The sequence below is a fragment of the Sphingomonas sandaracina genome (genome assembly GCF_036663695.1).
Classification (GTDB): Bacteria; Pseudomonadota; Alphaproteobacteria; order Sphingomonadales; family Sphingomonadaceae; genus Sphingomonas.
The window spans coordinates 117,750-137,709 of sequence record NZ_JAXOJK010000003.1; the positions used below are offsets into that span (position 1 = coordinate 117,750).

The 19,960-nt window shown below is 66.3% G+C and carries 23 protein-coding genes and 1 tRNA gene; 3 read left to right on the forward strand and 21 right to left on the reverse strand.

Annotated features, from left to right (window positions below; translation table 11 throughout):
* Positions 1 to 20: 20 nt before the first annotated feature.
* From U1707_RS09840 to U1707_RS09865, 6 genes are all read right to left on the reverse strand, one after another.
* Complete coding sequence (locus U1707_RS09840) at positions 21 to 641, reverse strand: MarC family protein (protein WP_332799909.1); 621 nt, start codon at positions 639 to 641, stop codon at positions 21 to 23.
* Positions 638 to 1,513: a bifunctional methylenetetrahydrofolate dehydrogenase/methenyltetrahydrofolate cyclohydrolase FolD gene (folD, locus tag U1707_RS09845; RefSeq protein WP_332799910.1), complete on the reverse strand. Its 876-nt coding sequence runs from the start codon at positions 1,511 to 1,513 to the stop codon at positions 638 to 640. Before folD ends, U1707_RS09840 begins: the two co-directional genes overlap by 4 nt.
* Positions 1,510 to 1,797, reverse strand: coding sequence for a DUF167 domain-containing protein (locus tag U1707_RS09850; RefSeq protein ID WP_332799911.1), 288 nt, complete (start codon positions 1,795 to 1,797; stop codon positions 1,510 to 1,512). Before U1707_RS09850 ends, folD begins: the two co-directional genes overlap by 4 nt.
* A gap of 20 nt (positions 1,798 to 1,817) precedes the next feature.
* Positions 1,818 to 2,120, reverse strand: coding sequence for a YggT family protein (locus U1707_RS09855; RefSeq protein ID WP_060526004.1), 303 nt, complete (start codon positions 2,118 to 2,120; stop codon positions 1,818 to 1,820).
* Between the two features lie 211 nt (positions 2,121 to 2,331).
* A complete protein-coding gene (gene argB, locus U1707_RS09860) occupies positions 2,332 to 3,249 on the reverse strand; it encodes an acetylglutamate kinase (RefSeq protein ID WP_056053472.1) in 918 nt (305 codons plus the stop codon).
* Positions 3,250 to 3,439: 190 nt separating this feature from the next.
* Positions 3,440 to 4,102 (reverse strand): queuosine precursor transporter, encoded by a 663-nt coding sequence (locus U1707_RS09865; RefSeq protein ID WP_332799912.1) that lies wholly within the window; start codon positions 4,100 to 4,102, stop codon positions 3,440 to 3,442.
* 146 nt (positions 4,103 to 4,248) lie between these two features.
* Between U1707_RS09865 and U1707_RS09870 the strand changes: the two genes are divergently transcribed.
* Positions 4,249 to 5,514, forward strand: a complete 1,266-nt coding sequence (locus U1707_RS09870; RefSeq protein ID WP_332799913.1) for a NupC/NupG family nucleoside CNT transporter — start codon at positions 4,249 to 4,251, stop codon at positions 5,512 to 5,514.
* Between the two features lie 209 nt (positions 5,515 to 5,723).
* Here U1707_RS09870 and U1707_RS09875 read toward each other — a convergent pair whose 3' ends face one another.
* From U1707_RS09875 to U1707_RS09885, 3 genes are all read right to left on the reverse strand, one after another.
* Positions 5,724 to 6,278 carry a fasciclin domain-containing protein gene (locus U1707_RS09875; protein WP_332799914.1) on the reverse strand — a complete coding sequence of 185 codons (555 nt, stop codon included), beginning with the start codon at positions 6,276 to 6,278 and terminating at the stop codon, positions 5,724 to 5,726.
* Between the two features lie 82 nt (positions 6,279 to 6,360).
* Entirely contained in the window at positions 6,361 to 7,299 is a 939-nt protein-coding gene (gene dapF / locus U1707_RS09880) for a diaminopimelate epimerase (RefSeq protein ID WP_332800473.1), read from the reverse strand.
* 39 nt (positions 7,300 to 7,338) lie between these two features.
* Positions 7,339 to 7,803 (reverse strand): DUF6456 domain-containing protein, encoded by a 465-nt coding sequence (locus tag U1707_RS09885; RefSeq protein ID WP_332799915.1) that lies wholly within the window; start codon positions 7,801 to 7,803, stop codon positions 7,339 to 7,341.
* Positions 7,804 to 7,889: 86 nt separating this feature from the next.
* On the opposite strand from U1707_RS09885, the gene U1707_RS09890 reads away from it, so the two are divergent.
* Positions 7,890 to 8,450: a helix-turn-helix domain-containing protein gene (locus U1707_RS09890; RefSeq protein ID WP_332799916.1), complete on the forward strand. Its 561-nt coding sequence runs from the start codon at positions 7,890 to 7,892 to the stop codon at positions 8,448 to 8,450.
* A 3-nt stretch (positions 8,451 to 8,453) separates the two neighbouring features.
* Here the strand turns inward: U1707_RS09890 and U1707_RS09895 are convergent.
* The 7 genes from U1707_RS09895 to U1707_RS09925 form a co-directional block, all read right to left on the reverse strand.
* Positions 8,454 to 8,529: transfer RNA gene (locus U1707_RS09895), tRNA-Val, on the reverse strand.
* A gap of 97 nt (positions 8,530 to 8,626) precedes the next feature.
* Entirely contained in the window at positions 8,627 to 9,571 is a 945-nt protein-coding gene (locus tag U1707_RS09900) for a hypothetical protein (protein WP_332799917.1), read from the reverse strand.
* Positions 9,572 to 9,681: 110 nt separating this feature from the next.
* Positions 9,682 to 11,187: an NAD(P)(+) transhydrogenase (Re/Si-specific) subunit beta gene (locus U1707_RS09905; protein ID WP_332799918.1), complete on the reverse strand. Its 1,506-nt coding sequence runs from the start codon at positions 11,185 to 11,187 to the stop codon at positions 9,682 to 9,684.
* Positions 11,188 to 11,214: 27 nt separating this feature from the next.
* Entirely contained in the window at positions 11,215 to 11,544 is a 330-nt protein-coding gene (locus U1707_RS09910) for a proton-translocating transhydrogenase family protein (protein WP_332799919.1), read from the reverse strand.
* Between the two features lies 1 nt (position 11,545).
* Positions 11,546 to 11,917: an endonuclease domain-containing protein gene (locus U1707_RS09915; protein WP_332799920.1), complete on the reverse strand. Its 372-nt coding sequence runs from the start codon at positions 11,915 to 11,917 to the stop codon at positions 11,546 to 11,548.
* Positions 11,918 to 12,065: 148 nt separating this feature from the next.
* Complete coding sequence (locus tag U1707_RS09920; RefSeq protein ID WP_332799921.1) at positions 12,066 to 13,187, reverse strand: NAD(P) transhydrogenase subunit alpha; 1,122 nt, start codon at positions 13,185 to 13,187, stop codon at positions 12,066 to 12,068.
* Between the two features lie 4 nt (positions 13,188 to 13,191).
* Positions 13,192 to 13,407, reverse strand: a complete 216-nt coding sequence (locus tag U1707_RS09925; protein ID WP_332799922.1) for an aa3-type cytochrome c oxidase subunit IV — start codon at positions 13,405 to 13,407, stop codon at positions 13,192 to 13,194.
* Between the two features lie 60 nt (positions 13,408 to 13,467).
* Between U1707_RS09925 and U1707_RS09930 the strand changes: the two genes are divergently transcribed.
* Positions 13,468 to 14,883, forward strand: coding sequence for a sigma-54-dependent transcriptional regulator (locus U1707_RS09930; RefSeq protein WP_332799923.1), 1,416 nt, complete (start codon positions 13,468 to 13,470; stop codon positions 14,881 to 14,883).
* A 126-nt stretch (positions 14,884 to 15,009) separates the two neighbouring features.
* On the opposite strand, the gene U1707_RS09935 is transcribed toward U1707_RS09930, so the two are convergent.
* The 5 genes from U1707_RS09935 to thiD all read right to left on the reverse strand — a co-directional run bounded on the left by U1707_RS09935 (position 15,010) and on the right by thiD (position 19,944).
* The gene (locus tag U1707_RS09935; protein WP_332799924.1) at positions 15,010 to 15,894 is read right to left on the reverse strand and encodes a bestrophin family protein; all 885 of its coding nucleotides are present in this window, start codon (positions 15,892 to 15,894) and stop codon (positions 15,010 to 15,012) included.
* 67 nt (positions 15,895 to 15,961) lie between these two features.
* On the reverse strand, positions 15,962 to 17,011 hold the full coding sequence (gene folP, locus U1707_RS09940; RefSeq protein WP_332800474.1) for a dihydropteroate synthase: 1,050 nt from the start codon (positions 17,009 to 17,011) through the stop codon (positions 15,962 to 15,964).
* A gap of 130 nt (positions 17,012 to 17,141) precedes the next feature.
* Entirely contained in the window at positions 17,142 to 18,281 is a 1,140-nt protein-coding gene (locus U1707_RS09945) for a site-specific DNA-methyltransferase (protein ID WP_332799925.1), read from the reverse strand.
* A 176-nt stretch (positions 18,282 to 18,457) separates the two neighbouring features.
* Positions 18,458 to 19,096 (reverse strand): ribonuclease HII, encoded by a 639-nt coding sequence (gene rnhB, locus U1707_RS09950; RefSeq protein ID WP_332799926.1) that lies wholly within the window; start codon positions 19,094 to 19,096, stop codon positions 18,458 to 18,460.
* Positions 19,084 to 19,944, reverse strand: coding sequence for a bifunctional hydroxymethylpyrimidine kinase/phosphomethylpyrimidine kinase (thiD, locus tag U1707_RS09955; protein WP_332799927.1), 861 nt, complete (start codon positions 19,942 to 19,944; stop codon positions 19,084 to 19,086). The genes rnhB and thiD overlap by 13 nt, the downstream gene beginning before the upstream one ends.
* Positions 19,945 to 19,960: the final 16 nt, after the last annotated feature.

The window sequence follows — 19,960 nt, forward strand, 5'->3', positions numbered from 1 at the left end:
TGCGTTCGCGGGAGAACGGACTAGCGCAGCACCTCGGTCAGGCCGTCGATCACGAACTGCACCGCCAGCGCCGCCAGCAGTACGCCGAGCAACCGCGTGATCACCGCCTCGATCTTCGCGCCGAGAATCCGCATGATCGGGCCGGCGGCGAGCAGCGCGACCAGCGTCAGTAGCAGGATCGTCACCATCGCGCCGAGCACCACTGCCGAGCGCTCCAGCCCGCTGTTGCGGCTCATCAACAGCATCACCGACGCGATCGAGCCTGGACCCGCGATCATCGGCATCGCCATCGGGAAGATCGAGACGTCCTCGACCTCGGGATCGCTGGCTACCTTGGCGGCGCGGTCTTCGCGGCGTTCGGTGCGCTTTTCGAACACCATTTCGAGCGCGATCAGGAACAGCATGATCCCGCCGGCGATGCGGAAGCTGGCAAGGCTGATGCCGAGCCCCTTGAGCAACGCCTCGCCGAACAGCGCAAAGACGAACAGGATCGCCGCAGCGACGCCCACCGCGCGCATCGCCATCGCGCGCTTCTGCAGCGTCGACGCCCCTGCCGACAGCCCGGCATAGATCGGCGCGCAACCCGGCGGATCGATGACCACGAAGAACGTGATCAGCGACGAGATGTAGAGTTCGATCACAGCGCGGCCTCATCGATCGCGACGTCTTCGCGTCGGCCCGCCGAAACCAGCGTGTTACGCAACAGGCAGGCGATCGTCATCGGCCCGACGCCGCCCGGCACCGGCGTGATCGCGCCCGCGACCTCGGCCGCGCTGGCGAAATCGACGTCGCCGACAAGGCCGGCATCGGTGCGGTTGATGCCGACGTCGATGACGGTCGCGCCGGGTTTCAGCCAATCGCCCTTGATCATCTGCGGGATACCGACCGCTGCGACGACGATGTCGGCGCGGCGAATGTGTGCGGGTACGTCCTTGGTGCGGCTATGGACGACAGTCACGGTGCAGCTTTCGCGGAGGAGCAACTGCGCCATCGGCTTGCCGACGATGTTCGAGCGGCCGACGACGACGGCTTCGAGCCCGCTCAAGCTCGGCAGCACGCTCTTCAACAGCATGACGCAGCCGAGCGGCGTGCAGGGGACGAAGCCCGGCAGTCCGGTCGCGAGGCGGCCGGCGTTGATCGGGTGGAAGCCGTCGACATCCTTGTCGGGATCGATCGCTGCAATCACCGCCTGCTCGTCGATATGCTTCGGCAAAGGCAGCTGGACGAGGATGCCATCGATCGTGGGATCGGCGTTGAGCGTCGCGACCAAGGCCAGCAGGTCTTCGGCGGGCACGTCGGCGGGGAGGCGGTGCTCGATGCTCTCCATCCCGGCCTCGCGCGTCGCCCTGCCCTTCGATCGGACATAGACGTTGGAGGCGGGATCCTCGCCGACCAGTACCACGGCCAGTCCGGGCGCGCGGCCTGCCTGTGCGCGAAAGGCGGTGACGCCGTCTGCGATACGGGCCCGGAGGCCGGCGGCGAAGGCCTTGCCGTCGATGATGGTCGCGCTCATGCCCGCGGCCCATAGAGCGCGGCGGCGATTTCCGCCAGTACGGTGGAGTCGCCGGCGATATGCAGGCGCTTCAGGCGGGCGGTTTCGCCAGCGATGATCTTTACGGCACGCTTGGGCACGCCGAAAGTCTTGGCGACGAGCGCGACCAGCGCGGCATTGGCGGCGCCATCGACGGGTGCCGCCGCCAGTCTCGCGGCGAAATGTTCGGTAGTTCCGGCAGCGAGCGCGTCGCGGCCACCGCGCGGCGTTACCCGGACGGCGATCGCGAGGCCGTCATCGACCACGCGCCAAGCCGACTGCCCGATCAATAGGCTGCGACGAGGTAGTTCTGCGCGATGTTCGGGATAACGATGTTGGTCAGGATGTAAAGGATCAGCAGCACGACCAGCGGCGACAGGTCGAGCGCGCCGAAATCGGGAAGCACCCGGCGGATCGGGCGATAGAGCGGCTCGGTGATCTTCTGCAGCGCGTTCCAGACCGTACGGACGAAATCGCTGTGCGTGTTGATGACGTTGAACGCGATCAGCCACGACAGCACCGCCTGGATGACGATGACCCACCAGACGAGGTTGAGCAGCAACTGGACGATCTGAAGAAGGGCGATCAAGGCAAGGGTCTCCGCTGGTGTATTGCCGATATAAGGTGGCGGGGGGAGAACGAGAAGGCCTGTGATGTCGCTGGCCTGCGACCGAATGATTCGAGCCGCATTGGACGCCCCCGTCATCCTCGGCTTGACCCGGGATCCAGAGCCACACGCGTTACCCTCGTGGCTCTGGATCCTGACTTTCGTCAGGATGACGGGAGTGAGAGGCTGCCCCTTACCGCGAGCGCCCGTTCGCGCTGACCAACGTGCCCGCGCCCTGCTTGGTGAAGATCTCCAGCAGCATCGCGTGGGGGACGCGGCCGTCGATGATGACCGCGGCGTCGACACCCGATTCGACCGCCGCGACGCAGGTGTCGAGCTTCGGGATCATGCCGCCGGTCACGGTGCCGTCGGCGCGCAGTTCGGCGATCCGCGCGGGATCGAGGTCGGTCAGCAGTTCGCCCTCCTTGTCGAGCACGCCGACGATATCGGTCAGCAGGAAGAAGCGCGCCGCCCCCATCGCAGCCGCTATCGCGCCCGCCATCGTGTCCGCGTTGATGTTGTAGGTGTGACCGTCCGCGCCGATGCCGATCGGCGCGATCACCGGGATGATGTCGGCGGCGATCAGCGTATCGAGGATCGTCCGGTCGACCGCGATCGGCTCGCCGACGAAGCCGAGATCGACGTGCCGCTCGATCCCCTGGAGCTTGTCGGGCTCGCGGCCGTGGCCGACTTTCTGCGCGAGGACGAGGCCGGCGTCCTTGCCCGAGATGCCGACCGCGCGACCGCCGGCCTGGCCGATCCAGCCGACGATTTCCTTGTTGATCGAGCCCGCCAGGACCATTTCGGCGATCTGCGCGGTCTCCGCATCGGTGACGCGCAGGCCGTCGACGAAGCGTGATTCGACGCCCAGCCGCTTGAGCATCGCGCCGATCTGCGGGCCGCCGCCGTGCACGACGACCGGGTTGATGCCGACCGCCTTCAGCAGCACCATGTCCTCGGCGAAATCGCGCTGCAATTCGGGGTCGCCCATCGCGTGGCCGCCGTATTTCACGACGAACGTCTTGCCGGCGTAGCGCTGCAGATACGGCAGCGCCTCGGTGAGCGTTTCCGCCTTGGCGAGCAGGGCGGGATCGGGCGTGTGATCGGTCATGCCGATCCCTTAGCCAGTGCGAGGGGCTAGCGAAAGCATCACCGCGTCTCACCCATCCCGTCATCCTGACGAAAGTCAGGACCCAGGATCACGAACGCGTCCCTCGTGGCTCTGGGTCCTGACTTTCGTCAGGATGACGGAGGGGGGGCGTCAGGATGACCGAGGGGGGCGTCAGGATGACGGGAGGGGGTTACACCCGGTCCAGCCGCCGCCCCAGCCTCACGAAGAACGTGATCATGAAGGGCACCAGCACGATCGACAGCACGACCTTGGTCAGCATCTGGCCTTCCATCAATGCCAGAATCGGGCGTTCGCCGAGGAACGAGATGGTGATGAACAGGATGGTATCGATGATCTGCGAAATGATGCTCGCGATCATGCCGCGCAGCCACACCAGCTTGCCCTCGCCGCTGCCGACCTGTCCCGACAGCTTCGAGAAGATCAGCACGTTGAGCGTCTGCGAGATGCCGTAGGAGATCAGCCCCGCAATCATCATCCGCGAGCTTTGGCCGACGACGATCGGGAAGGCGTCGACAGCGGGGGGGTACATGCCCGGATCGTGCGGCAGGGCTAGCACCAGGTGGATCAGCGCCGCCGACACCAGCAGCGGAATGAACCCGAGACGGACCAGGAACGTCGCGGTCTTCTGGCCGTGGAGTTCGGAAATCGCGCTGCTCAGGACCACCAGCAACAGGAAGCCGAAGATGCCCGCCTCCACCGCAAGCGGGCCGAGCGCGACCTGCTTCACCCCCAGCACGCCGGCGATGCACACCATGCCGCCGTACAGGACCGAAAAAACGAAGAGCGAACGCGGGAACGCGGCGGCATGATTGCTGGGGGGAGGCTTATCCATCGCCGGGGACGCTAGCGAAATCGCGCGCGCCGTCAAATGACCAGCTGCACGCAAATGACTGGCGAGCACGGCGCGCGCGTGTCATGTCCGACGCTTGCGCGGCCGGGGGGCGGCGCGTGTGATCCGATACAAAGCGCAGGGCGTCCATGGAAAGACTAGTCATCGGCCTTGCAGGCATCGCCGTCATCCTCGGCATCGCCGTGCTGCTGTCGAGCGACCGCCGCGCGATCCGCCTGCGGATCGTCGGCGCCGCCTTCGCGCTGCAGGCGGGGATCGCGGTGCTCGTGCTGTATTCGAGCTTCGGCAAGGTCGTGCTCGGCAGCATGTCGGGCGGCGTCGCCAATCTGCTCGGCTATTCGCAGAAGGGCACCGAGTTCCTGTTCGGCAAGATGGCGACGCCCGAGATCGGCGGGCAGAGCTTTGCGATCGCCGCGCTGCCGGTGATCATCTTCTTCGCGAGCCTGGTCTCGATCCTCTATTATCTCGGCATCATGCAGTTCGTGGTGCGATGGGTCGGCGGCGGGATCGAGAAGGTCATCGGGGTCTCGAAGGTCGAATCGCTGTGCGCGGCGGCGAACATCTTCGTCGGCCAGAGTGAATCGCCGCTCGTAATCCGGCCGTATCTGGCAGGGCTCACCCCCGCGCAGTTGTTCACGGTAATGACCAGCGGCATGGCTGGCGTCGCGGGCACTATCCTCGCCGCCTATGCGTCGATGGGCATCCGCATCGATTACCTGCTGGCGGCGAGCTTCATGGCGGCGCCGGGCGGTATCCTGATGGCGAAGATCATCATGCCCGACCGCGTGATGCCGCCCGAGGGCGAACTCGCACTGGGCGACCTGCCGGGTGAATCGTCGGCGGGCGAGCCCATGCCGCAAGCCACGCACGACGAGGAAAAGCCCGCCAATTTGATCATGGCCGCCGCGCAGGGGGCACAGACCGGCGTGCGCCTCGCCGTCGCGGTCGGCGCGATGGTGCTGGCGTTCGTCGCGCTCGTCGCGCTCGCAAACGGGTTGCTAGGCGGGCTCGGCAACATGATCGGCTTGCCGGGCCTGAGCTTCCAGGGACTGCTCGGCTATGTCTTCGCGCCGATCATGTTCCTGCTCAACGTGCCGTGGAACGAAGCCGGGATCGCCGGCGGGCTGTTCGGGCAGAAGATCGTGTTGAACGAGTTCGTCGCGTATATCTCGCTCGGTACGCAGCAGGGCCTTAGCCCGCGAACGATCGCCGTGATCACCTTCTCGCTGTGCGGGTTCGCGAACTTTTCGTCGATCGCGATCCAGATGGCGGTGACGGGGAGCCTGGCACCTAACCAGCGTCCGATGATCGCGAAGCTTGGCTTGCGGGCGCTGGCGGCGGGGAGTCTGGCGAACCTGATGTCGGCGGCGCTTGCGGGTTTGCTGATCAGCTGAACCGTCCGTCATCCTGACGAAAGTCAGGATCCAGGGTAACGAGCGTCAGCCTTTCGTGGCTCTGGATCCTGACTTTCGTCAGGATGACGGGACTGACGGGACTGGGGCGACGGCGCCCAAACGCAGTCGGGCCCGCTACCTTTCGGTAACGGGCCCGACGCTCACCACCTCGCGGGGAAATCGAGGCAGCTATCTCGCGTACAGCGTGATTACGGCAGCATCACCGTGTCGACGACGTGGATCACGCCGTTCGACTGCATGACGTTGGCGATCGTGATACGGCCCCTGTGACCCTTGCCGTCCATGATGCCCCAGCCGGTGCCGACCTTCTTGAACGACAGCGTGCCACCCTGCACGGTGGTGTACGTCGCGGTGCCGCCGTTGGCCTTCGCCTTGGCGGCGATGTCGGCGGCGGTGATCGTGCCGGGGACGACATGATAGGTCAGGACGCTGCTGAGCTGCGCCTTGTTCTCGGGCTTGAGCAGCGTGTCGACGGTGCCGGCCGGCAGCTTCTTGAACGCAGCGTTGGTCGGGGCGAACACGGTGAACGGACCCGGGCCCGACAGCGTCTCGACCAGGCCGGCGGCCTTGACCGCGGCGACCAGCGTCGTGTGGTCCTTCGAATTGACGGCGTTCTCGACGATGGTCTTGGTCGGATACATCGCGGCGCCGCCGACCATCGGGTTGGTCTGCGCTGCGACGATGGCGCTGCCGCTGACGGCGATGGCGGCGGCGACGATCGCGGTACGAATGACGTGGTTCATGGCTTCTCTCCTGCGTGCGGAGCCGGTGTGCGGCGCCACTGCGGGAGATACGGACGCGCCGGAAGAAGGACGCAGCCGGCGTTCAGATCGTCGCGAGAAGGCCCGCCCAGGCCGCGATTTCATCGTCATGCCGCCGCGTTATCGTCAGGTCGCTCGCCACCGCGGTCGCGAGATCGACATCGATCGACCCGCTCCACTCGAACGTCGCATTGCCCGACAGCGTGACCATCGCGGCTTCGCTCGCCTCGGCTCGCACGAGCCCGCCCTTGTTGAAGACGGTGGTCGGCGTGTCGTAGGCGATCCGTCCGGTCAGGCACGCGGCATAGGTCGACGCCGCCATCGCGCTGCCGCAACTGTCGGTAAGCCCGACGCCGCGTTCGAAAGTGCGGACGAAAAGGTCGCGCCCTCGAACCTCGACGAAGCTGACGTTGGCGCGATTGGGCAGCCACGCGGGTGCGGCCTCGCAAACCTCGCCGACGCGGACGAGTTCGGCTTCGTCGATGGCATCCACGAACGTCACGAGATGGGGGTTCGGCATCGCGACCGCCGTGAAGGCGCGGTCCGTCGGCAACGGCGCGATCGGGGTATCGACGATCCGATCGGCGCCTGCGTTCAACGGCCAGGCCGCGACATCCAGAGACGCCGGCCCGGCGATCTCGCGCACGGTGAACACACCATCGGCAATATCCGCATCGCGCTCCACGGCCGCGTCGCTCGTCTTCAAGAGCGCCATCGCGGACGTCGAGCCCGTCGCCGCGAACCCGGCGCGCGCGACGCAGCGCAACCCGTTCAGGCACGTCTCCGACTCGCTGCCATCCGAATTGAACATCCGCATGCCGAACGCATGGCTCTCATCACCGTCCGTCAGCAGCAACAGCCCATCGCCGCCAACCAGTCCGTCCCGATCCGCCAACGCCCGTGCGACGGCGGCCCAGTCTGCATCCCCAAGCGACGACGCACGCGCGTCGATCAGCGGAAAGTCGTTACCGGACCCATGACATTTGACGAGATCGAAGCGCATGCCGGCCATCTAGTCACGCCTGAGCGTCAATGCGAGCGCCTAACGAATCCCGTAATGCAGCGCGAGCCGATCCAGCGCGAGCGTCAGCACCAGCCGGCCCGCCCGTGCCGGCCATTGCAACGCCTTCTCGGCCACGGGCAGTCCCTCCCCCGCGCAGACCACCCGCCACAGGATATCGGCCAGTCCCGGACCCGCCGCCGCCATCGCCGCGTCGAACCGGCGTTTCGCCGCGATCTGCGCAGACGTGGGATCGAGCCCGTCATCCCGGCCGCCATCGACCCGCTCGACCCAGCGCATCGTCACGCTGGGGGCGATCGACGCGCGTTCGTAATCCGCCCGCAACCGCTCCCCCGCCTCGAACTGCGCCGCATCGATCAGCGCGCGTGACCGCAGCCAGCCAAGCGGTGATTCGGCGAGGTTGACGGTCACGGTGCGCCCGCGACCTGCGTTTAGCGGCTGTGGAACACCCTGCGAGTCGATCGACCGCTCTACCAATTCGCGCATTCCGCCATCTCCCGTTGCGGTTCGCGGTTGCCATATCTGCAGGGTTGTAGGACAGGATAATAACCCATCTGGTTTGGAGCGTTACGATGATCACGGCTATTCGCGAAGTTCGTCGCGCCAAGGGACTGACGCTGGAAGACGTCGCCCGGCGCTGCGATCCGCCGACGACCGCGCAGACGATCGGTCGTCTGGAAACCGGCACGCGCACCGTGTCGATCGGCTGGCTCAACCGGATTGCCGCCGCATTGGGCGTTGCGGCGAGCGACCTCGTGACGCTGCCCGACCGGGTCGACCTGCCCGTCACCGCGATCCTCGATGGTCGTGACGTCCGCGCGCCGCGCCGGACCACGGCCGTGCCGCCCCCACAGGTCGCTCCCGGCCAGATCGCAGTGACGGTAGCCGGGGGTATCGGCGATTACCGGGCGGGGGACGTGATCTGGGCCGCGACGCTGAGCCCGGACGATTTCGCGAGCGCGTTGAATCGCGACGTGCTCGTCCCTCGATCGGCAGGACGGTTCGCGTTCGGACGGCTTGTCGGATGCGATCGTGCCGTGACCGTCCTGCCGCCGGGCGCAGGCACGCAAGCGCTGGAGATCGCAAACCCGGCCTGGATCGCGGTCGCAGTGCGGTTGGTCCGCGAACTATAGGGATGGTGGGCGATGACGGGCTCGAACCGCCGACATTCTCGGTGTAAACGAGACGCTCTACCAACTGAGCTAATCGCCCCCTCTCGGGTTGACGTCCGATGCCAAAGCCGGGCGGCCGGGGCAAGCCTTAAACGCGATCGCTGTGCCCGCCGCGTTCATCGTGCCGACGACGATCTTCACGCGATCCGCAGGTCCGCGCCGCGCGTCGCCACGATATATTCGCGCATTGCGGCACTTGCACGGTCCGACAACACCATGAACGCACGGCGTCGATCGAGCGGGTCCGGGCGACGTTCGAACAACCCGGTGTCGGTCATCCGGGCGATCCAGCGTAGTGCCGTGGTCGGCGCGACCGCCGCGGCGATGCACAGGCTCGACACCGACACCCGGCCCTGTTCGAGTTCGGCGGCGTAGAGATCGAGCAGCATGTCCCAACCGGGATCTTCGAACAGCGTCGTGCCGAAGAACTGATCGCGCAAGCGCCGTGCCCGGATGGCGTGGCGAACATCCCCCGCCCTCGGTTCGGCTCGCGACGGCGGTGCGCCGTAACGGTTCGTCCGATCCCCGACGATCAGCGCCGCGGGGGCATCGCCCTCGATCTCCGCGCGCGTCAATCGGGCCAGCGCCCCGGCGATCCGCGCGACTTCGGTGTTCAGCCGTTCCAGCCGCATACCATCGGTCTCGCGAGCAACATCGAACACACCGGCGGGCGTGCGCGCGCATTCGGCCGCAACGACAATCGCCGCCACGCAGTCCGTCACGCTCGGATCGACCAGCAGGATCGTCGCGCCGCCGAGCGTCGCGGCCGCCGCGACCGGATCGATCTGGGCGCCGGCCATGGCGACTACCAGCCCCGCATCCAGCGCGGCCGCATGCTCGACGATCTGCGGCAGACGTTCGGCAAGGGTCGCATCGTCAACACCCGCGGCCTCGACGACGACGACCTGTGGCGCCGCATGCCAGCCGAACGGCGCTTGCCAGTCGATCCGGGCGACGATCCGCCCCTTCATGGCGGCGAGCGCGGTGGCGAACCGGTCAGGGGCGTCTTGCGATGCGAACAGAACCGCGGCGATCCCTGAATCATACCGCGTATCGGCTGACTCACCGTCTGGTTGAATCATGATGATCTCCGTTATGACGCGGAGACTAGCCTCGACCATCCGGAAGTTCACACTCGAACTGGGTCGAATTTCGTTGGATCAAGAATCCGATATGCGGGCAGAAACCGAACTTAGTCGAGCGCCTTGACGATATCCTCGACCATCTTCTTCGCGTCGGCCAGCAGCATCATCGTGTTGTCGCGGTAGAACAGTTCGTTATCGACGCCGGCATAGCCGACACCGCCCATCGACCGCTTGATGAACAGCACGGTCTTGGCCTTTTCGACGTCGAGCACAGGCATGCCGTAGATCGGCGAGGACTTGTCGGTCTTGGCGGCCGGGTTGGTCACGTCGTTCGCGCCGATCACGAAGGCGACGTCGGTCTGCGCGAACTCGCTGTTGATGTCCTCGAGCTCGAACACGTCGTCATACGGAACGTTCGCCTCTGCCAGCAGGACGTTCATGTGCCCCGGCATGCGGCCGGCGACGGGGTGGATCGCGTATTTCACCCGTACGCCTTCGGCCTTCAGCTTGTCGCCCATCTCGCGCAGGACGTGCTGCGCCTGCGCGACCGCCATGCCGTAGCCGGGGACGATGATGACCTGTTCGGCTTGGCTCATCAGGAACGCGGCGTCCTCCGCCGAGCCGCGCTTCCACGGGCGATCGACGGCTGAGCCGCCACCTCCGCTCGTATCCGCGACCGCGCCGAAGCCGCCTGCGATCACGCTGATGAAGCTGCGGTTCATCGCGCGGCACATGATGTAGCTGAGGATCGCGCCCGAGCTGCCGACCAGCGCGCCGGTGATGATCATCGCGCTGTTGTGGAGCGTGAAGCCCATCGCGGCGGCCGCCCAGCCCGAATAGGAATTGAGCATGCTGACCACCACCGGCATGTCCGCGCCACCGATCGGGACGATCAGCAGGAAGCCGATGACGAAGCTCAAGACGGTGATCGTCCAGAAGATCCACGCGCTCTGGTCGGTGACGAAATACGCGATCAGCCCCAGGATGCCGGCGAGCAGCGCGAGGTTGATGACGTGGCGGCCGGGCAGCATGATCGGCTTGCCACCCATGTTGCCGTTGAGCTTGAGGAAGGCGATGACCGAGCCGGAGAAGGTGATCGCACCGATCGCGACGCCCAAGCCCAGTTCGATGCGGCTGACCGGGTGGATGACCGCGAAGGGCTGGCCGATCATGGGCACGACGAGGTCGGAAATGCCGAACGCCTGCGGGTTGAGGTAGGCGGCGACCCCGACCAGCACCGCGGCGAGACCGACGAGGCTGTGAAAGGCCGCGACGAGCTGTGGCATGGCGGTCATCGCGATCCGTCGTGCGGTGACGAGGCCGATCACAGCGCCGACGCCGATCGCAGCGAGGATTTCGATGACTGTCATCCAATCCACGACGGGACGGTCCAGAATTGCACAACGACCGATACCGAGCGGGCAGCCGTTCAGGCGCATCGGCACATGCGTCATCAACGTGGTCACGACCGCGATCGTCATGCCGATGATGCCGAAACGATTGCCGCGCTGGCTCGACGTCGGGCTGGACAAGCCGCGCAGGGCCAGGATGAAACACACCCCCGCGACTAGGTATGCGAGCGATGCCCAGGGGCTGACCGTCAGTTCATGCATCGCGAATCCCCTCCCGTACCATGTCGCTCACTTGCCCGCAGCGGGCACGACCGGCCGTTCCTTTTTCTTGTACATCGCCAGCATCCGCGCGGTGACCGCGAAGCCGCCGAAGATGTTGATGCTCGCCAGGACGACCGCGAGCAGGCCGAGCGCCTTGGCGATGCTCGACCCGGCGCCGATCGCGCCAAGGACCGTCGGGGCCGCCGCGGCGATCAGCGCGCCGACGATGATCACCGACGAGATCGCATTGGTGACGGCCATCAGCGGCGTATGCAGCGCGGGCGTCACCGCCCAGACGACGAAATACCCGACGAAACACGCCAGCACGAAGATCGACAGGATCGCGATAAAGTCCATGCTATTCCTCCTGCGCGGCGAGCCGCTCGACGGCAAACTCGACGATGCCCCGAACCATGGCATCACAGTCGCGAAAAATCTCGATGGCCGGAATGCGTAGAACGGCAATGCCGCGCTCTTCAAACCAGCGATCACGCGCGGCATCGCGCGCTGGCCGATCACCAAAATCATGCGCTTGCCCATCGACTTCGATGATGAACCGCGCGGCATGACAGTAGAAGTCCGCGACATAGGGACCCGAGGGATGCTGTTTCCGAAACTTTAGCCCCACCGGCCGATCCCGTAGGGCCACCCACAACGCAATCTCGGGCCCAGACATTGCCGCACGAAGCTGTTTGGCCTGCGCGCCAATCGCCCCCGTCCCCTGCAACATCCTCAAATCCTCCCCTGCAAGGGGAGGTGGCAGGCGGCAGCCTGACGGAGGGGTATCGCCGGGTGTGATGGGGCGTACGATAACGAGGGGCGACACCCCTCCGTCGCGCCAAGGCGCGCCACCTCCCCTGCCAGGGGAGGATCAATTATCACGCCAGCAGCCTTGGGTTCACGACCTTGCCGCCTTGCGTCAGGCGGATCGCGTCGCCGATTTCCGCGTCCAGGATAGGACGCCCGGCATCCTTGTTCCAAAAGGCGTTGAGGAAATTGTACAGGTTACGCGCGAACAGGGCGCTCGCGTCGGTCGCCAGTCGAGACGGCACGTTGCGGTGGCCGACGATCTTGACGCCGTTCACCACGACCACGTCGCCTGCGACAGCCCCCTCGACGTTGCCGCCCTGCTCGACCGCGAGATCGACGATTACCGAGCCCGGCTTCATGCTCGCGACCTGTGCCGCAGAGATCAGCCGCGGGGCCGGACGCCCGGGTATCAGCGCCGTCGTGATGACGATGTCCTGCTTGGCGATGTGCCCCGACACCAGATCGCCTTGCGCCGCCTGATATTCGGGTGACATCTCGCCGGCATACCCGCCCGTCCCCTCGCCTTCGATCCCGGCGACGTTCTCGACGAAGATCGGTTTCGCGCCCAGCGACTGGATCTGCTCGCGGGTCGCGGCGCGCACGTCGGTCGCCGACACTTGCGCCCCGAGCCGTCGCGCGGTCGCGATCGCCTGCAGCCCGGCAACACCGACGCCCATCACGAAGGCTTTCGCTGCCGAGATCGTCCCCGCCGCGGTCATCATCATCGGAAACGCGCGGCCATATTCGGCGGCCGCGTCGAGCACCGCCTTGTAGCCCGACAGGTTCGACTGCGACGACAGGATGTCCATCGATTGCGCGCGCGTGATCCGCGGCATGAACTCCATCGCCAGCGCTTCGTAACCGGCCGCGGCATAAGCCTCGACCCGCGCACGCTCCGCAAACGGATTGAGGCTGGCGACGACCCAGGCGCCGGGCGATACGCCACCGAGCCCGGTGGGATCGGGGCCCTGCACGCCGAGCACGATGTCGGCCCCTGCGAGCGTCGCCATACGATCGCCGACCGAAGCCCCCGCATCGGCGTACGCAGCGTCGGCGATCGAGGCCGTGTCACCCGCCGCCGTTTCGACGGCCAGAGTTGCCCCGAGCGCGATGAACTTCTTTATCGTTTCCGGCGTCGCGGACACCCGCCGTTCGCCGTCCGCTTGCTCTTTCAGGACGGCGATCTTCATGGTGTTATGCGATCAGCCAGATGACGAGCGCCGCGACCAGCGCGCACCCGACGGCACCCCATTTCATCATTCCCGTCACGCTCGAATACGTCGCGACGTGTGCCTTCATGTCCCCGTTGCCGGCCATGGTTCGTGCCCCAGTCCTGTGAGTGCCATCCTCTATGGCCGCGACCTTAACCGGCGGGCACGGGATCGCCAAGCCCGGCTTGCGCTGCTGCACTTAAGGTGCCCTTTACTCACTCTGGCTATTGCACGTACCGGTACGGGACAGGATTCGCCGATGACGCGCAACGGGCAGCGCCTTCTACTGCTGATAGACGACGAGCCTGCGCAGCGACGGCTGGTGGCGGCGCTCGGCGCGCGTGGCGGGTGGCGCGCGATCTTCGCGACCGACGGCGAGATGGCGATCGCGACGCTCGGGACTCAGGACGGCATGCAGCTGGACGCCATAGTCCTCGATCACTGGTCGCCCGACGCTGATGCCACGGCGCTGATCGCCGCGTTGCGCGAACGCCGGCCAGCGTTGCCGATCCTAATGCTCACCGCGAACGGATCCGTCTCGCACGCCGTGTCGGCGATGCGTGCGGGGGCCACCGATTTTCTAGTCAAACCACTCGCGCCGGACCGTTTTCTCGCGGCGCTCGACGCCGCGGTAGGGGATACGTCGATCGGTGAGTTGCGCCCTCTCACCGAGAAGATCCCCGCGCTGCTCGCGTTCGACGAGATCGTCGGATCGTCGCCCGACTTCCGCGCGGCGCTCGCGATTGCCGCCAAGGCCGCCCGGGCGCGCGTTCCCATCTTGCTGGAAGGTGAGATCGGCGTCGGCAAGGACGTCATTGCCGAGGCCATTCACGCCGCGTCGCCACGCGCCAAGAAACCAATGACGAGCGTCAATTGCGGTGCGATCCCGGCGAACCTGATCGAGTCCGAGTTGTTCGGCCATGAAGAAGGCGCCTTCACTGGCGCGTTCGAGCGCAAGATCGGGCGGTTCCAAGAGGCCGATGGCGGTACGCTGTTCCTCGACGAGGTCGGCGAGATGCCTGCCGAAGCTCAGGTCAAACTGCTGCGCGTCCTGCAAACCGGCGAGGTTCAGGCGATCGGCGTGCGCCATCCCCGCGAAGTCGACGTTCGCGTCATCGCCGCTAGCAACTCGCGGTTGCTCGAAGAGGTCGAAGCCGGACGCTTTCGCGAAGACCTGTACTACCGGCTCAATGCGGTTCAGGTAACGATCCCACCGCTGCGCGAACGCACCGGGGACATTCCTGCGCTGGCACGCCACCTGCTTGCCCGGATCGCCGAACAACCGGGGCTGCGGCCGCTGGGAATCACTGATTCCGCGTTGGCGCTGCTTGTCCAATATGATTGGCCGGGCAACGTCCGCCAGTTGCACAACGCGCTCTTCCGCGCCGCCGTGCTGTGCGAAGACGCGGCGTTGACCGAAGACAATTTTCCGCAGATCGCCGCCCTTGGAACTCGCCGTCGTACGCCTGTGGCGGTCGCGGGCGGGGGCGGTGGCGTCACGCTGTTCCGCGCCGACGGCAATCTTCGCGCGCTGGAGGACATCGAGGCGGACGTCATCCGCCTGGCGATCGGTCACTATCGCGGGCGGATGACCGAAGTGGCGCGGCGGCTCGGCATCGGACGGTCGACGCTATACCGCAAGCTCAGCGAATTGGGCATCGACAACGCAGCCTGACACTGTCGATTTCGGCCAGCGCCGAGGCCGGGGTAGCGATGGCGCCTATCCACCGCATCGCTACCGTGATCGATGCTGCGACGAGGGTCGGCTACCTTTTCATCGTTGCCCGCTACCTGGTGTCGCCTACCACAACACACCCTTGACCGGGGTGCACGGTTCGGGTGCCGGATCGCCGATCGCCTGGAGCAGATCGATCTCGATCGTGCGGCACATCGCGTTCAGTGGCACGTCATGGATCGTGTCCGCGAACGGATCGACCAGATCGTCGCCGATCTGCAGGACTGCGAGGAACATCAGCCCGGCGATCGTCGAGCCGACCGGCGTCGCATAGCCGAGCGTCTCGACCAACCCGATCGGCAACAGCACGCAGAACAAGCGCGTGAAAAGGCTCGGGAAGAAGCGGTACTGGTTGGGCAGCGGCGTGTTCTTGATCCGCTCCATGCCACCCTGAGCATTGGCGATGTCGACCAGGATCGCCTCGAACTGCGTCTGCTGGATGGTGTCGATCCAGCCGTTGCGGCGCGCGATGTCGATCCGCCGCCCGGTGCCGTCGAGCAGGCCGTTGGCGATATTGGTCCGCTTGAGCGCAAACGAGGCCTCTTCCTCCGACAGGAAGCGCAGCACCTCGGGCGGTGCGGGCTGCTTGCGCAACTGGCACCGCAGCGCGTTCACATACGCGATCTGGCGGAGGACGATGGTCCGCTTCATGTCGTGGCCCTCGGGCTCGGGCAGCATGTTGCGAGCCATACGCGCCAGGTTGCGCGAGGCGTTGATCATCAGGCCCCATAGGCCGCGGCTTTCCCACCAGCGCTGATATGCCGAATTGTCGCGGAAGCCGAGGAACAGCGCGAGCGCCGTGCCGAACAGCGTCAGCGGCAAGGCCGGTGCGTGGAACGGCAGCACGTAATAGGTGATCGTGACGACCACGTCCCAGACGAAGAGACCAAGCAGCGGGCGCCAGACCTCACGCATGATCTGGCTGACTCGTGGTGTTGCAGTGACGATCAAGCGACAGCTCCTTGTTAACGCTAGCGACTAATGCGCGAAGAGCCGTTTCGCTGCAATGCAGCGATGATCAGCCGCCCACGAGCGACTGGTCGCGCAGGCCACGCCACATCTTCACCGCCTGCACCGTCTCGGCGACGTCGTGGACGCGGAGAATCTGGACGCCTGCCTCTGCACCCTTCAACGCCAATGCGAGCGAACCGGCCAGACGCCGATCGACCGGCGCTTCGTTTGACAATGCCCCGATCAGGCGCTTGCGGCTGGCGCCGAGCATGATCGGGCAGCCGAGCCCGTGGAAGATCGCGAGACCGTTCAGCAAGGCGAGGTTCTCGGCAAGCGTCTTGCCGAAGCCGATGCCGGGATCGACCATGATCCGCGACCGGTCGACACCGCCCGCGACGACCGCGGCGATGCGGGTTTCGAGCCAGTCGAAGACGTCGGTCAGCACGTTCGCATAACCGCCGTCACCGTGCCCGCCCTTTTTCGGATCGGGTGAGTGCATCAGGACGACCGGGCAGGTGCTGTTGGCGACCACGGCCAGCGCGCGGTCGTCCCAGAGGAGCGCGGCGACGTCATTGACGATGTGCGCGCCAGCGGCGAGCGTGGCTTCCATGACGGCGGCCTTGCGGGTGTCGACCGAGACGATCGCGCCGGCACGGGCGAGGCGTTCGACGACCGGCACGAGGCGCGCGATTTCGTCGCCTTCCCAGACCGCTGCGGCGCCGGGGCGGGTCGATTCGCCGCCGACGTCGATCAGCGTCGCACCGGCGGCGGCCATGTCGATTCCCGCTGCTGCGGCGGCGGCCGGGTCGTCGACATGCTTGCCGCCGTCGGAGAAGCTGTCGGGGGTGACGTTGAGGATGCCGGCGACGATCGGCTGGTCGAAACGGAGCGTGCGTTCGCCGAGCTGGAGGGGGGCGCGGGGCGCGGTGATGGCGGCATGGAGGTGCTGGGCGCGCTCGCTTAGAGTGGCAACATCGGCGACGGGGATGGTGCGGCGGTTGTGGCCCTCGATTACTTCGTAGGCGGCGAACCATTGCAGGCCGCCCGCCAGGCGCGCGACGCTGCCGTCTGCGTGGCCGATCGGGGTGTCGACGAACTGGACGGGGCGGAGGTGGATGATCGTTCTCCTGCTCCCCTCCCTGGAAGGGAGGGGGTCGGGGGGTGGGTCGGCTGCTTGGTTTACGTATCGCCCGCCAAGCCGCCAACCCACCCCCGCCCCCTCCCTTTCAGGGAGGGGGGCAAGAAGGTCAGACCGTGGTGGCCAGCAGGTACGTCTGGCGGAGGTCGTCGATCGGTTTCAGGCCCTTGTCGCTTTCGTAGTGCCAGAAGCTCCAGCCGTTGCAGGCGGGGGCGTTCTGGAGGGTGGAGCCGAGCTTGTGGATCGAGCCGATCGTGCCGCAATCGCTGAGCAGCGAGCCGTCGGCGCGGATCGTCGCGCGCCACCGCCGCTTCGAATCGGTCAGCACCGCGCCGGGGGCGAGATAGGCGTTTTCGACCAGCACGCCGAACGCGACCTTGGGCTGGGTGCGCGGGCTCATCATCGTGGCGAGTGCCGATTCGTCGAGCGGCAGCGCGGCTTCGATCCGCTCTTGCGCGGCCTCGATGTAATCGCCTTCGCGGTCGATGCCGATCCAGCTGCGACCGAGGCGCTTGGCGACCGCGCCGGTGGTGCCGGTGCCGAAGAACGGATCGAGCACGACGTCGCCGGGCTTCGTGCAGGCAAGCAGGATGCGGTACAGCAGCGCCTCGGGCTTCTGTGTGGGATGCACCTTGGTGCCGTTCTTCTTGAGCCGCTCGCCGCCGCCGCAGATCGGGAATTCCCAGTCGCTGCGCATCTGGAGTTCGTCGTTGAGCGTCTTCATCGCGCGGTAGTTGAAGTGGTACTTCGCCTTCTCGCCCTTCGACGCCCAGATTAGCGTCTCGTGCGCGTTGGTGAAGCGGGTGCCGCGGAAGTTGGGCATCGGGTTGGTCTTGCGCCAGACGATATCGTTGAGGATCCAGTAGCCGAGATCCTGCACGGCGGCGCCGACACGGAAGATGTTGTGATAGCTGCCGATGACCCAGAGCGATCCGTCGTCCTTGAGGATGCGGCGCGCTTCCTTGAGCCAGGCGCGGGTGAAGCGGTCATAGGCGGCGAAGGTGTCGAACTTGTCCCAGTCGTCGGTGACGGCATCCACGTGCGATCCGTCGGGACGGTAGAGTTCGCCGCCGAGCTGGAGGTTGTAAGGGGGGTCGGCGAAGATCATGTCGATCGAGTTCGACGGGAGCTGCTTCATGTGCTCGATGCAGTCGCCGCGTAGAATCTGGTCGAGCGGGAGGATCGGCTGAACCGCCGGCTCCGCTGCCTTCTTCGCACGCGGCCGTGCGATCGTGTCGATCAAACCCATGATTTCCGCCCCTTGTCGCCGCCTATAGCTGCGGAATTGTCCGACTCCGTCAAGCAAACTTTCGTTAACGGCGTTCTCACCGGATTCTGACGCTGCGACCAATCGAGTCGCGGTTGCCCAGATGTTGAGTCGTGGAAGACTCGCGGCTCAAGCCCTTGGGGTGTGGCGCGAAAGACTCAGCTCGTCGTTTCCTTTGCGAAAAGTCCCTCGCGCGCCAGATAGGCGGCGGCGACGGGGGCGAAACTGCGGCGGTGAATCGGCGTGGGGCCGTGATCGCGGAGCGCCTTCATGTGGTGCGCGCAGCCGTAGCCCTTGTTCGAATGCCAGTTATATTCGGGATGAACGTCGGCGGCGGCGATCATGATGAGGTCGCGCGTGTGCTTGGCGACGATCGAGGCGGCGGCGATCGACAGCGACTTGGCATCGCCGCCGACGAGGGGCGTGGCGGGGTAGGTCCAGCGGGGCAAGCGGTTGCCGTCGACCAGGACGTGGCCGGGGGCCTGGCCGAGTTCGACGGCAAGCGCGTCGACCGCGAGCGTCATCGCCTTCATCGTCGCCCAGTAGATGTTGAGCGTGTCGATCTCTTCCGGCTGGACGATGCCGATGCCGACGACCGCGCAGCCTTTCAGGCGGGCGCAGAGCCGTTCGCGTTCGGAGGCCGAGAGTTTCTTGGAGTCGTCGATGCCGCGGGGGACGCCTTTTGCGGGCAGGATCACGGCGGCGGCGACGACTGGTCCGGCGAGCGGACCGCGACCGGCTTCGTCGACACCGGCGACGGGGCCGACGCAGAGCTTTTCGTGTTTCATGCCGGGCATTGGCGGTCTTTCAACTGGTCGAACGGGCTGACACCGAGGGCGTGCCCCATCGGGCCGTGCCCTGCGCCTAGCCCCGGCGCATTGGCAAGCGCCGCGCGGACGTATGCGATGGCCCGCGCGATGGCCGTGTCGAGCGTCATGCCCTGGGCGAGCCCGGTGGCGATGCCGCTGGCAAGCGTGCAGCCGGTGCCGTGCGCGTGTCGGGTCTCGATGCGGGGGTTGGTCCACCGCGTTTCGCCGGCGTCGGTGACGAGGCGGTCAGTGATGTGGGGGCCTTCGGCGTGGCCGCCTTTTATGAGGACGGCGGGGCCTAGCGCGCGGATTGCGGCCTCGCCGCCGAGGGCTGCGAGTTCGGGGAGGTTGGGGGTTACGAGGGTGGCGATCCGCATGAGGCGGGTGAAGGCGGCGATGGTGGTGGCGTCGGCGAGGACGGAGCCGCTGGTGGCGATCATTACCGGATCGAAGACGATGGGAATGCGTGCTGGGCGACGTTGCCCCGCCCTTCCTTGTTCTCCCGCGAAGGCGGGAGTCCAGTCTGGGCTCCCGCCTTCGCGGGAGAACAAGGAGGTGAGGAGGTCGGCGACGGCGTTGGCGGTTTCTGCTGAGCCGATCATGCCGATTTTTACCGCGTCTACGCCAATGTCTGAGGCGACGGATTTGATCTGCGCGAGGACGATGTCGGTGGGCACCGCATGGACCGCCTGTACGCCTAGCGTGTTCTGTGCGGTGATCGCGGTGACGGCCGTCATTGCGTGGCCGCCGAGCATCGTGACGGTCTTGATATCCGCCTGGATGCCGGCGCCGCCGCCTGAATCCGAGCCGGCAATTATGAGGATCCGGACGGTCATTTGCGGTCGTCAAATG